This window comes from Pedobacter sp. WC2501 (assembly GCF_052682415.1).
Genome location: NZ_JBQZFI010000001.1, coordinates 1,116,211 through 1,128,342 on the forward strand (window position 1 = coordinate 1,116,211; position 12,132 = coordinate 1,128,342).

Sequence of the window (12,132 nt, forward strand, 5' to 3'; positions counted from 1 at the left end):
AAGGCTGGTTTTCACCTTCCGCCTTAAACCTTTCAACCCTCTACCTTACTAACTGCCCATGCCAAAACCCTTCATTACCCCACGGTTAGAATTGCGGATAAAATCTACAATTTCATCACGGATTTCCGTTGGTTTAAATTCGGCTTCGATCATGTCTAAAGCTTTCGTTACGTTATTGTGTTTAACGAAAAGTACACGGTAAATTTCCTGAATCTCATCAATCTGTTCGTTGGTAAAACCTCTTCTACGCAACCCCACAGAGTTAATGCCTGCATAAGAAAGTGGCTCACGAGCCGCTTTAACATAAGGCGGAACATCTTTACGTACCAATGAACCACCGGTTACAAAGGCATAAGAACCAACTTTAACGAATTGGTGTATAGCAACCAAGCCTGCCAAAACTACATTGTTTCCAATAGTAATGTGGCCAGCCAATGTGGTGCTGTTGGAGAAAATACAGTTATTACCCACCTCGCAATCGTGCGCGATGTGCGAATAAGCCTGAATCAGACAATTACTGCCTATGGTGGTTTTCCATTTATCTTTAGTGCCACGGTTGATGGTAACGCACTCACGTATAGTGGTATTATCGCCGATTTCTGCAGTAGTTATTTCACCGGCAAATTTTAAATCCTGTGGTTCGCCAGAAATAACGGCACCAGGGAATATGCGGCAATTTTTACCGATACGTGCGCCATCCATAATGGTAACGTTCGATCCGATCCATGTTCCCTCTCCAATTACAACGTCTTTATGTATGACTACAAAAGGTTCAATTACAACGTTTTCGGCAATTTTTGCCTGAGGATGTATATATGCTAGGGGTTGTATCATTGTTGGGCGGGTTCTGCTTGTTTAATTTTTGAAATTTGAGCCATCATTTCGGCTTCGACAACGATTTTTTCGCCAACCATACCTACACCTTTCATCTGGGCAATGCCCCTTCTGATGGGTTCAAGTAAATCGCAACGGAAAACAATCGTATCGCCAGGAAGAACCTGTGCCCTAAAACGTACGTTATCTATTTTTAAGAAATAGGTTAAATAATTTCTGGGATCCGGAACTGTACTTAACACTAAAATACCACCAACCTGGGCCATAGCCTCAATCTGGATTACACCCGGAAAAACCGGTGCGCCGGGAAAGTGACCTTTAAAAAACTCTTCGTTCATAGTTACGTTTTTAACGCCTACCACATGATTTTTCGAAAGCTCTAATATTTTGTCTACAAATAAAAATGGCTGACGATGAGGCAAAATATCCATAATCTGAACCACGTCATATAATGGTTTTGCACTTGGATCGTAAACCTTCTGTATTTTTTTGTTTTTCTCTTTTTTAATGGCTGCTTTAATTTTTTTTGCAAAAGCAACGTTTGCCGCATGGCCAGGGCGGGCGGCCATAATGTGGCCTTTTAAGTGCATACCAACCAAGGCTAAATCGCCAATCATATCCAAAAGTTTATGGCGGGCAGGCTCGTTCTGGTAACGCAATTCCATGTTGTTTAAAATCCCTTGTGGGGCAACATCAATATCTTTACGGTTAAATAATTTAGCCAGGTGGCTTAATTCATCTTTGGTAACCTCTTTATCTACAATTACAATGGCGTTATTTAAATCACCACCTTTAATTAGATTGTGCGATAACTGGTATTCTAATTCGTGTAAGAAGCAGAAAGTACGGCAGGATGCAATTTCTTTTTTAAACTCTGCAATGGTATTAATGCCGGCGTGCTGGCTGCCCAAGACAGGAGAGTTATAATCGATCATGCAGGTAAAACGGTAATCGTCTAACGGCATGGCCACAATTTCTACTTTTCTGTCTTCTTCAGTATAAGTAATATTGTGTGGAATGGTAAAATACTCACGATCGGCATTTTGCTCAACTGTTCCTACTTCTTCCAATAAATCAACAAACTGAATAGAACTCCCGTCCATAATTGGAGTTTCTGGTCCGTCTAATTTGATCAGTATGTTGTCAAGGTCCATACCCACTAAAGAAGCCATTACGTGTTCTACCGTGCTTACGCTGGCACCGTTTTGGGTAAGTGTTGTTCCGCGTGAAGTATCAGTTACGTTATCTGCATCAGCTTCGATAATCGGGTGGCCATCTAAATCAATACGCTGAAATTTAAAGCCATGATTTTCGGGGGCCGGGCAAAATGTTAAAGTCACATTAGCACCTGTGTGTAAACCTACACCAGAGGCTGATATTTCTTGTTTAATCGTTTTTTGTCTAACGTTCATTGTGTATTGTATTCTTTTCCAGTTCAGCAGTAAGCTTTTTCAATTCCTCTTCGAGCGCATTTATTCTTTTCTCTACATCCGGAAGATGTTTGAAAATGACAGAGGCACGCATCCAATTGCGCAATGGTTGCGCCGGACTACCATGCCATTGTTTATTTTCTTCAGTGATATTAAAATTTATACCGGCCTGAGCGCCAATCTGTGTGCCCTTTGCTAAGGTTAAGTGCCCGGCTATACCAACTTGCCCGCCAACAACACTGTTTGGTCCAATTTTTGTACTTCCTGATATACCCGACTGTGCGGCTAAAACAGTGTTTTCGCCAATTTCTACGTTATGGGCAATCTGGATCAGATTATCGATTTTTGCGCCTTTCTTTACAATTGTTGATCCCATTGTTGCACGATCTACAGTTGTATTTGCGCCAATTTCTACGTCGTCTTCGATTATAACGTTTCCAATCTGCGGGATTTTATTGTAAGTGCCGTCTTTTTGTGGGGCGAAACCAAAACCATCACTTCCAATAACGGTATTAGCATGAATAACCACCCTGCTACCGATTATAGAATTGTGATAAATTTTTACACCGGGAAAAAAAGTGCTGTTATTGCCGATTTTAGAATTAGCGCCAATAAAGGTTTGTGCATTTATTTTACAGCCATCGGCAATCTCTACATTTTCGGCAACGTAGGCAAAAGCATCAATAAATACGTTATTGCCGATTTTTGCTGTAGGATGAACGAAGGCAAGTTTATCAATCCCGGATTGTATTGCCGAAGCATTAATGGCTTCATTATATTTATCCAGTAAAATTGTAAAAGCACTATATGGATTTTCAACACGTATTAGTGTGCTGGTATAAGGCTGGGTAGGAGCAAAGTCTTTTGATACGATAACAACTGACGCCTGAGTAGAATACAAAAAGTTTTCGTACTTAGGGTTAGAAAGAAAAGACAAAGAGCCTTCTTTCCCGTCTTCTATTTTAGAAAGTTCGGTAACGGCTACATCGGGGTTACCATCAATGGAACCGTTCAGAAACTGACTTATCTGCGTGGCAGTAAATTGCATCGTACAAAGGTATGTGTTAAATTGATATGAACAAAAAAACCTGCTCAGGTTAAACTGTGTATATTTACACAATAATAAGACTTAAAACGGCACTAAAAGTTAAATATTTTGTTAAATAACCTTAAATCCCTCTGGGGTAACAGAGGATATATTTTTCTACAGTTTTTTGCAGTGACTCCAGGTTAGATAAATCAGAAGCCTTTGCAATATCAACAATATCGTTATTCTTCATTAAAATCTTAATATTTCCGACCCCTGCATTATATGCACGGTTTTGGATAGAATCGGTAAAAACAAAATACCGGGCCTCTTGTGGCTTAATTTCTAACAAACTGACTGCAGCACCTTGCAAAAAGTTTACACGGTCAATATTTGCCTTTTCGTTGCCCATTTCCACTTTGTAAAGGTTTCTGGAAGTAAGCATTTTACACAATGCAGACAAAATTTTATCGTCATGTTTGGTCCAAACCTTAACGGCGGCATAAATATCCTGATCATCAAGGTTCGTAAAATGTTCGAGATTTTCGTGCTGCGCAAAGAAATTTGCCTCGTTGATATCGTTTTTTAGAAAATAATTTAAGGATGGTGAAGCAAATAAGTTTTCGCCAGCTGCGGATAATTCTTTTGCACGTTCCAATAATTTCACCAAAATCATCTCGCCTGATATTACTGTTTTGTGCAGATAAACCTGCCAATACATCAGCCTGCGGGCAATTAAAAATTTCTCAATCGAATAAATGCCTTTCTCTTCAATCACCAGGTCATCATCGTAAACATTGAACATTTTAATAATCCGATCGAAACTTATTACGCCCTCGCTTACACCTGTAAAAAAGCTATCGCGGTTTAAATAATCCATTCTATCGAGATCTAACTGACCAGAAATCAACTGATGAAGAAATTTTTTAGGGTAGGTGCCGTTAAAAATCTCAATGGCATGGGTTAAACGTCCGTCGAAGTGTGCATTCAGATCATGCATCAGTTTTGCGGAGATATCTTCGTGCCTGATTCCGGTAACCAAAGAATGCTCCAGTGCATGTGAAAAAGGGCCATGTCCGATATCGTGTAATAAGATGGCCAAAATGGCTGCTTCTTCTTCGCCATCGGTTATGGTATGTCCTTTACTTTTTAACAGATTGATGGCCAAACTCATTAAATGCATTGCGCCCAAAGCATGGTGAAAACGAGTATGTAAAGCTCCCGGATATACCAAATGCGTCATCCCCAACTGTTTAATGTAGCGCAAACGCTGGAAATAGGGATGTGAGATCACATCGTAAACCAATTCGGATGGAATACTGATGAATCCGTAAACCGGATCATTTATTATTTTCTTCTTATTCAATCGTTAAAAATAGTTAAATAGCTAGATACGGTACAAAAATTGCTATTTTTATTCACAGTTTGATTTACCTGCCAAAATTAAAGGGCAATACTTACCTATTTTTACAAAAACATGCAAGAAACTAAAATATTATGGGCCGATGATGAAATCGATCTGTTAAAACCTCATATATTATTATTAAATGATAAAGGTTACCACGTAACCACATTTACCAATGGAAATGATGCTTTGGAAGCATTTGGGAAAGCTCACTTCGACCTGGTTTTTCTTGATGAGAATATGCCGGGAATGAGTGGTATCGAAACTTTGTCGGCCATTAAAAACCTCAACCCAGATGTTCCGGTTGTGCTGATTACCAAAAGTGAAGAAGAAAACCTGATGGAAGATGCGATAGGGAGCAAAATTGATGATTATTTGATCAAACCTGTGAACCCTAAGCAGGTTTTGCTAACCATTAAAAAGTTGATTGACAATAAACGTCTGGTGAGTGAAAAAACATCTATGGCCTATCAACAGGATTTCCGCCGTTTAGGAATGACTTTGGGTGACAGGCTTAATTATGAAGAGTGGATTGACGTTTACAAAAAAATCGTTTTCTGGGAGCTTGAATTGGAAAAACTGGACGATCCGCAGATGCATGAAATTTTAACCATGCAAAAGCAGGAGGCCAATACACAGTTTACAAAATTTATTGAAGAAAATTACCTGGATTGGATTAAGAACAAAGACAAGGCTCCTTTGCTTTCGAATGAGTTATTAAAGAAAAAAGCCTTTCCGCATATCAACGATAATACGCCGGTATTTTTTATCCTGATTGATAATTTACGTTATGATCAATGGAAAATCATTAATCCGTTAATTTCTGAATATTTCAGGATTGATGAGGAGGATATGTACACGAGTATTTTGCCAACGGCGACACAATATGCTCGTAACGCTATTTTTTCGGGTATGATGCCTTTAGATATGGAGAAACGTTTCCCACAGCTTTGGCAGAACGATGATGATGAGGGAGGAAAAAATATGCACGAAGAGGCTTTCCTTGCAGACAACATTAAACGTAACTTAAGAAAAGACTGTAAGTTCAGTTATAATAAGATCTTAACTTTTGAGCAGGGGAAGGATCTGGTTGAGCAGACCAATAACTTATTGCAGAATGATTTTAATGCCATAGTATTCAACTTTGTTGATATGTTGAGCCATGCGCGTACGGATATGCAGATGATCCGTGAATTGGCTAATGATGATGCAGCTTACCGTTCGTTAACCTTATCCTGGTTTGAGCATTCTCCACTTTGGGATTTATTGAAAAAAATATCTCAGAAAAAGGTAAAAGTGATCATTACCACCGACCATGGGACCATCCGCGTTAAAAGACCGGTTAAAGTTATTGGCGACAGGAGTACAAATACCAATTTACGTTACAAACAGGGCAGGAACCTTAATTTTAATGCAAAAGAGGTATTTTTAATTAAAAACCCTCACGATGCTTTATTGCCAAAAATCAACATCAGCAGCAGTTATATTTTTGCAAGAGAAGATAGTTATTTCGTTTATCCGAATAATTACAACCAGTTTGTAAACTACTATAATGAAACCTTCCAGCACGGCGGGATCTCGTTAGAGGAAATGATTATTCCGGTAGTTACTTATTCGCCGAGGTAGTTTAAGGATTTGAGATATTAGATTTGAGACATGAGACCGTTCATTTTCAATAGGATCGTCCTCCTGAACTTGTTTCAGGATCTGTCGCGATGGTAGGGTCTTCGACAGGCTCAGACTGACAAATCACAAATAATCAGGCAAAAGCAATGCAATTATGTATTACTTTTGCCTTTATTTTTTTTAAAATGGATATCGAAGTAAATAGTTTAGCCGATTTACCTGTGGTAGCACAACAGCTTTCAAATTTTGCAGGCAATGAGAAAGTCTTCATTTTTGAAGGCGATATGGGAGCTGGTAAAACCACTTTTATTAAAAATTTCTGTAAACATTTAGGGATTGTCGATGTAGTTTCGAGTCCGACTTATTCTATTGTGAATGAATATGAAAGTCCGAATGGTCTCGTTTTTCATTTCGATTTTTACCGTATAAAAGATATCCGCGAAGCATATGATTTGGGTTATGAAGAATATTTTTATGGCGGTAGCGTTTGTTTAATAGAATGGCCAGAGCGGGTGGAAGAATTATTACCGGAAAAACTTATAAAAGTGGAGATTAAGGTGCTGGATGAAAACCGCAGATTGTTCAGATTTTATAAGGGATAACAATTAGTTATCAATAAATTAACAGATTTTCCTTATCTTGAACAACCTAAAACTATCATAATTTTAATTCAACATGGCTACAGGATTACGCGAAGGAATGGCCGATATAGCTCGTCAGGGTTTACTACAAACGCAAGAAGCAAAGTTAGAAACCAGAAATAAAAAAAACAGTCTATACATAGGAATACCAAAGGAAATTTCTTTCCAGGAAAATAGAATTGCCTTAACCCCTTTATCTGTTGCTTTATTGGTAAATAATGGGCATCAGGTTATTTTAGAAAGTGGTGCAGGTATCGCTGCTAATTTTTCTGATACCGAATATGCTGAGCAGGGCGCCAAAATTGCCTATAACAAAAAGGAAGTTTTTGATGCTGATATTCTGGTGAAAATTGCACCTCCCATGCTGGAAGAGATTGAAATGATGCATAAGGGGCAAACGCTTATTTCATCTTTACAAACCGGAACGCTAAAGCAGGATTATCTGAAAGCATTGATGCATAAAAAAATTAATGCGTTATGTTTTGAGAATCTTCGTGACGAAGGTAATATACTCAGTGTGGTACGTGCCATGAGCGAAATAGTGGGTTCGACCTCTATTTTAATTGCCGCAGAATATTTAAGCAATGTAACTGGAGGTAAGGGTTTAATGTTAGGAGGCTTTACTGGGGTTCCTCCAACCGAAATTGTTATTTTAGGTGCCGGAACAGTTGGGGAATATGCAGCCAGAACAGCTTTGGCATTAGGGGCTGAAGTAAAAGTTTTTGATAGTTCTATTTATCGCTTACGCCGCCTGCAGAATAATTTGGGCAGCAGGGTGTTTACCTCGGTCATGCAACCTATTGTTTTAAATAAAGCGATTATAACCTGCGACGTAGTAATAGGCGCCATAAGGGCTACCCACGGGCGGAGCCCTTGCATTGTAATGGAAGAAACCGTTGCCCGCATGAAACCACACTCTGTGGTAATTGACATCAGTATTGATCAGGGTGGTTGTTTTGAGACTTCTGAAGTGACCAACCATACCAATCCGGTATTCAGAAAATACGATGTTATCCATTATTGCGTGCCAAATATTGCCTCGCGTGTGCCAAGAACAGCATCTTATGCTTTGACGAATATTTTTGCACCCATTTTATTAGATATCGGTGAATTTGGAGGTTTAGTGAATATGGTTTGGAATAAACCAGGTATCAGGGAAGCACTTTATATTTATCAAGGTAATTGTACAAATAAAGATCTGGCCGATATGTTTAACCTGCCGTTCAAGGATCTTGAATTATTGGTGGTTTCGAATCAATAAAAAGATATAAAATGGGAGATGTAAGAGGGATAATGGGAACAATTGATACCTGATCACGACACTTGATAATATTATGATAAAATTCAATCTGCTAGCTCTATTCTTTTTTCTTTCGGTTGCTGTAAATGCCCAAAATAAATCCCTGGCGATAAAAAAGCTGGTTATAGTAAGTTCTTATAACCAATATCTGGCTTCTGTAAAATCGAATCAGAATAATGGACTGGTTGAAATCAAAAAAGCCATTCCCAATATTAAACTTGATATCCGCTACGCTACTAAAAATAACTTTATGCGGCAGGTAATGTATAAACAGGCGAGGGCTTTTGCCCGAAAACCGGTGGTAGAATCGTTAAAAAAGATCCAAAAGGAATTAAATAAAAAAGGCTACGGGTTAAAAATATTTGATGGCTACCGTCCTTATGCCATTACTGTTGAGTTTTATAAAAAAGCAAGCGATAAGAATTTTGTGGCCAATCCGGCAAAAGGATCTAAACACAATAGGGGCTGTGCCGTAGATTTAACGCTGATTAATCTGAAAACAGGTAAGGAATTGGTAATGCCAACGCCCTATGATAGTTTTTCAGCTACGGCTGCGGCAAAATATGAAAATATATCACCAGAAGCCAGGAAAAACCGCGATTTCCTGATTGCTATCATGGCAAAATACCAGATGAATGTGCTGGAAAACGAATGGTGGCATTATGATTTCTCAGGGTGGAGAAATTATGATTTAATGGATATTCCTTTCGAAAAGCTTTAGCAGTTCATTGGTTTAGTATTCATTAGTTCATTAGTTTGGGTGCCAAGTTCTAATCTTTAGGACGAGCGTCATCCTGAACTTGTTTCAGGATCTTATCCTCATTCTTAAGACCTTAATTTCATCCGTGGTGTAAAATGTTACCATCTTGCACTAAATTCAGCTCTCCAATTGCCAGGTGGTAACACCTGACATCACAAATTACAAATGGTGTGGCCTACCGTATTGATCCATTTTAACCCTTGCTTTATCTTCTTTTACCGATAATTCGAAAATGTAATCATAATCATCGTCGGTTAATTCTTCTTTTGGTCTTTTGCCACCAAGAGCTTCAATAATTTCGAGTACGGTATTGGAATGAGCTGCAACCATCACCGTTTTACCCACATAATTGGTTTTAATGCTATCCACAAGCGATTTAATGTCTTTATAATTAATCACTTTTGGGATCACCAATGAATCTAAGGTTTGATGTGTTCTTTTAGTCGGAGTGGCGAAGGCGACATCAAATTTTACCTTTTTTAAATATTTTGCTAGATCGGCAACACGGATTTTTCCTTCATCCGATAGGCTGGGATCGGTATCCTGTGGGTTTGATTTATCCTTCTCAGCATGTCTAACAATCCAAACAGTGGTGGTTTGTGCTGAAATGACATTAATAAAAAGTAGGCTTAACGACAGGAATACAAGCAGTTTTTTCATGTCATAAATATTCAAAAATTAATTGGATAAGGAAAGGTTAAAAATTTAAGGCCCTTATTAAGTTATCAAGATCTTCTTTTTCATGCCAACTGCTCAAAACAATTCGATTTATCGGTTTGGATTCGGGTTTTGGATAAGGAAAGGATGAAATCAGGATATTTTCTTTTAACAAGCGGTTTACCAAAGTAGCATCTTGTGCTAAGAATGCTGGAAAGGCTGGTTCAAACGCCCATGTTTCATTTAAATTGGCAGTAAGTAACTTTATATTTTCCTGTAATCTTGCCCGTGCATTATGGTATATTTTTTCGGCATGGATAAACGCAAAAAGACTGGCTGCAGATGGAGGGGATGCCCCAACAAAAATATTGCTGTTTTTTAGTTTGGCGATAACGGCATTTGAGCCCAGAACCAATCCAGCATCAACCCCTAATGCTTTTGCCATTGAGGCTACAACAACCCGTTCGATATTGGCTTTAACTGGAAGGTTGATAAACGCACCCATTCCATCATTGTTTACCCCTATGCCATGCGAATCATCAACAATTAAGATAATCTTTTTTTCTGGCTGTATTTCGGTTAAAAAGTTAAAATCATAAATTTCAGGAAACAGATTGTTCATGGAGTTGCTGATCAGCACCCATGTTTTTTCTTCTGACGTATTGATGAGGTTTATTGTTTCCTTCTTCCAATCATTAAATTTTTGCTGATTTGCCAGCTGATCGGTTAACCAAAGCGCAGGATGCGTGGCGGGAGCATAAACTACTTTACCTAATGAAGATAAACCTTTAATGGTAAGCTGTGCGGCTAAATATCCGCTTGAAGTAATTAATGCTGCTTCTGCTCCATACCGCCCGGCAGCTACTTTTTCTGCTTCATCATAAATACCCAGTTGAATATTGTTGGTACGGCTGGTACCGTTGTTTAAGCCAAATTTTTTGATCCCTTCCAGATGTAAATTGATAAAATCCTGATTTTTGGGAATACCCAGATAGGCCGTTCCGCCAAAATACAGGTAAGAATTTCCATCAATATTGATCGTATTTGAAAAAGGCTGATTGATCGATTTAAAATTTGGCATTAAAAATTTTCATGTATGTAGGTTACTATCCTTACCATCTCGGCACGTACTTCTGCGGTTGGTTTTGCAAAATTATTGTTCATAAAGGAGTAGATATAGGTTTTACCCTTTTTGGTAATTACATATCCGCTTTGATTGTGAACCCCTCCAAGTGAACCTGTTTTTGCGAAGACAAAAGGTTTGTCGGTTTTAGGGTAGGCGTTCTTTAAAGTGCCACTTTTTCCTCCTGCAGGCAACATGTTAAAAAGCTTTTCCGGATTGTTTACAAGCTTATAAATGGAATCGAGTAAGTACACATTATCACGGGGTGTAAATAAATTCTGACGGGACAAGCCAGATCCATCAGCCCACTTTACTTTGTCGGGTAAAAAGGAAAGGTAGTTTTTTGTAATGTAATCAATAGCTTTCGTTGTGCTCAATGTATCGCCAATTTGATTGGAGCAAACCAACAATAAATGTTCGGCCATAAAATTATCGCTGGGCAGCATCATATGTTTTAAAACCGAATCGCGTTTTGCACCAGTTAAAGTTTTGGCATCTGAAGGAATTTTAAGATCGATTAGGTTAACAGGCTTGTGTAGGGTATCAGATAATACTTCAACAGTAACCTGCGCACTGGTTTTATAAGGATTTTGCTGGTTATAGCCCGGTTTTACAGTAACTGCAGGATAATTGAAGCTATTGGTTAAAAAATCGCGTTTTACCTGAAAATCGCCTGTGGTTTTTGTCGAATCGACTTTAAAACATGGTGCAAAAACCTTGGGCTCAATGTTGATTTTATTCGGCCCTGTGTAAGTAGAGGTTACCATGTTATCCATAATCGGCATTTCGGTAATTTCGGGCTGATAATAATAATCGTAATCGTCCCAGGCCCAGCCTTCGCCAAAGAAATTGCCCGCATAGCGTCCTGGAGCAAAAAACAGCTTTTTATTGGAGGCAAGCAGGAAATTATAAGCAGATTTATCTTTCACGGCGAACTGTAGAAATGAAGGATCACCTGTTCCCCAAAAAATCAACGAATCGTTCCGTTCGATATATTTTAATGCCGGCATTAAATCAGGCAACATTTTTAAACTGGCAAAAAAGGTGTACAATTTTGTGTTAGAGGCCGGTGTAAAATATTTATCTGCATCTTTCTCAAAAAGCATTTTTTTATCGGTAGGGTTATAGAGTGCAAAACCAACCTGGTACTGCTTAATTACCTGCGAGTTTTTGAATTCTTTAGCTACTTTTTTCGAAATGATCTTATTGGTTGAACAACCTGTTAACAGACAAATAGATAGAACAAACGCAAGAAAACTGAAATTATGATTTTTTAAGGGGAACATGTGCTAAATTTAAGGAGCATAATTATCAACTAATTTATTAAAT

At 38.4% G+C, this 12,132-nt stretch carries 11 protein-coding genes; 4 read left to right on the plus strand and 7 right to left on the minus strand.

Translation table 11 applies throughout. The features are described from left to right. Nucleotides 1-48: 48 nt before the first annotated feature. From lpxA to ACUN24_RS04825, 4 genes are all read right to left on the minus strand, one after another. A complete protein-coding gene (gene lpxA, locus ACUN24_RS04810; protein ID WP_025141731.1) occupies nucleotides 49-834 on the minus strand; it encodes an acyl-ACP--UDP-N-acetylglucosamine O-acyltransferase in 786 nt (261 codons plus the stop codon). After that, nucleotides 831-2,246, minus strand: a complete 1,416-nt coding sequence (locus tag ACUN24_RS04815; RefSeq protein ID WP_445561484.1) for a bifunctional UDP-3-O-[3-hydroxymyristoyl] N-acetylglucosamine deacetylase/3-hydroxyacyl-ACP dehydratase — start codon at nucleotides 2,244-2,246, stop codon at nucleotides 831-833. Before ACUN24_RS04815 ends, lpxA begins: the two co-directional genes overlap by 4 nt. Then, nucleotides 2,236-3,312 (minus strand): UDP-3-O-(3-hydroxymyristoyl)glucosamine N-acyltransferase, encoded by a 1,077-nt coding sequence (lpxD, locus tag ACUN24_RS04820; RefSeq protein ID WP_445561485.1) that lies wholly within the window; start codon nucleotides 3,310-3,312, stop codon nucleotides 2,236-2,238. Before lpxD ends, ACUN24_RS04815 begins: the two co-directional genes overlap by 11 nt. Nucleotides 3,313-3,433: 121 nt before the next feature. Continuing rightward, on the minus strand, nucleotides 3,434-4,657 hold the full coding sequence (locus tag ACUN24_RS04825) for an HD domain-containing protein (protein WP_445561486.1): 1,224 nt from the start codon (nucleotides 4,655-4,657) through the stop codon (nucleotides 3,434-3,436). Between the two features lie 111 nt (nucleotides 4,658-4,768). Here ACUN24_RS04825 and porX point away from each other — a divergent pair, with 111 nt between their 5' ends. The 4 genes from porX (at nucleotide 4,769) to ACUN24_RS04845 (ending at nucleotide 8,984) form a co-directional block, all read left to right on the plus strand. Continuing rightward, nucleotides 4,769-6,322 carry a T9SS response regulator signal transducer PorX gene (gene porX / locus ACUN24_RS04830; protein WP_445561487.1) on the plus strand — a complete coding sequence of 518 codons (1,554 nt, stop codon included), beginning with the start codon at nucleotides 4,769-4,771 and terminating at the stop codon, nucleotides 6,320-6,322. Between the two features lie 185 nt (nucleotides 6,323-6,507). After that, nucleotides 6,508-6,924, plus strand: coding sequence for a tRNA (adenosine(37)-N6)-threonylcarbamoyltransferase complex ATPase subunit type 1 TsaE (gene tsaE / locus ACUN24_RS04835; RefSeq protein WP_445561488.1), 417 nt, complete (start codon nucleotides 6,508-6,510; stop codon nucleotides 6,922-6,924). Between the two features lie 73 nt (nucleotides 6,925-6,997). Further along, entirely contained in the window at nucleotides 6,998-8,224 is a 1,227-nt protein-coding gene (locus ACUN24_RS04840) for an alanine dehydrogenase (protein WP_445561489.1), read from the plus strand. A 73-nt stretch (nucleotides 8,225-8,297) separates the two neighbouring features. Continuing rightward, entirely contained in the window at nucleotides 8,298-8,984 is a 687-nt protein-coding gene (locus ACUN24_RS04845) for a M15 family metallopeptidase (protein WP_445561490.1), read from the plus strand. A gap of 198 nt (nucleotides 8,985-9,182) precedes the next feature. Here ACUN24_RS04845 and ACUN24_RS04850 read toward each other — a convergent pair whose 3' ends face one another. The 3 genes from ACUN24_RS04850 to ACUN24_RS04860 are packed head-to-tail and all read right to left on the minus strand — an operon-like array spanning nucleotide 9,183 to nucleotide 12,089. After that, the gene (locus tag ACUN24_RS04850) at nucleotides 9,183-9,683 is read right to left on the minus strand and encodes a phosphoglycerate mutase family protein (RefSeq protein ID WP_445561491.1); all 501 of its coding nucleotides are present in this window, start codon (nucleotides 9,681-9,683) and stop codon (nucleotides 9,183-9,185) included. A gap of 37 nt (nucleotides 9,684-9,720) precedes the next feature. After that, nucleotides 9,721-10,761, minus strand: a complete 1,041-nt coding sequence (locus tag ACUN24_RS04855; protein WP_445561492.1) for an aminotransferase class I/II-fold pyridoxal phosphate-dependent enzyme — start codon at nucleotides 10,759-10,761, stop codon at nucleotides 9,721-9,723. Then, nucleotides 10,761-12,089, minus strand: a complete 1,329-nt coding sequence (locus tag ACUN24_RS04860) for a D-alanyl-D-alanine carboxypeptidase/D-alanyl-D-alanine-endopeptidase (RefSeq protein WP_445561493.1) — start codon at nucleotides 12,087-12,089, stop codon at nucleotides 10,761-10,763. Before ACUN24_RS04860 ends, ACUN24_RS04855 begins: the two co-directional genes overlap by 1 nt. Nucleotides 12,090-12,132: the final 43 nt, after the last annotated feature.

What these genes read in the sequence shown, in the direction of transcription:
- lpxA (WP_025141731.1), bottom strand. Translation starts at nt 834, where the DNA reads ATGATACAACCCCTAGCATATATACATCCTCAGGCAAAAATTGCCGAA.
- ACUN24_RS04815 (WP_445561484.1), bottom strand. Translation starts at nt 2,246, where the DNA reads ATGAACGTTAGACAAAAAACGATTAAACAAGAAATATCAGCCTCTGGT.
- lpxD (WP_445561485.1), bottom strand. Translation starts at nt 3,312, where the DNA reads ATGCAATTTACTGCCACGCAGATAAGTCAGTTTCTGAACGGTTCCATT.
- porX (WP_445561487.1), top strand. Translation starts at nt 4,769, where the DNA reads ATGCAAGAAACTAAAATATTATGGGCCGATGATGAAATCGATCTGTTA.
- tsaE (WP_445561488.1), top strand. Translation starts at nt 6,508, where the DNA reads ATGGATATCGAAGTAAATAGTTTAGCCGATTTACCTGTGGTAGCACAA.
- ACUN24_RS04840 (WP_445561489.1), top strand. Translation starts at nt 6,998, where the DNA reads ATGGCTACAGGATTACGCGAAGGAATGGCCGATATAGCTCGTCAGGGT.
- ACUN24_RS04845 (WP_445561490.1), top strand. Translation starts at nt 8,298, where the DNA reads ATGATAAAATTCAATCTGCTAGCTCTATTCTTTTTTCTTTCGGTTGCT.
- ACUN24_RS04850 (WP_445561491.1), bottom strand. Translation starts at nt 9,683, where the DNA reads ATGAAAAAACTGCTTGTATTCCTGTCGTTAAGCCTACTTTTTATTAAT.
- ACUN24_RS04855 (WP_445561492.1), bottom strand. Translation starts at nt 10,761, where the DNA reads ATGCCAAATTTTAAATCGATCAATCAGCCTTTTTCAAATACGATCAAT.
- ACUN24_RS04860 (WP_445561493.1), bottom strand. Translation starts at nt 12,089, where the DNA reads ATGTTCCCCTTAAAAAATCATAATTTCAGTTTTCTTGCGTTTGTTCTA.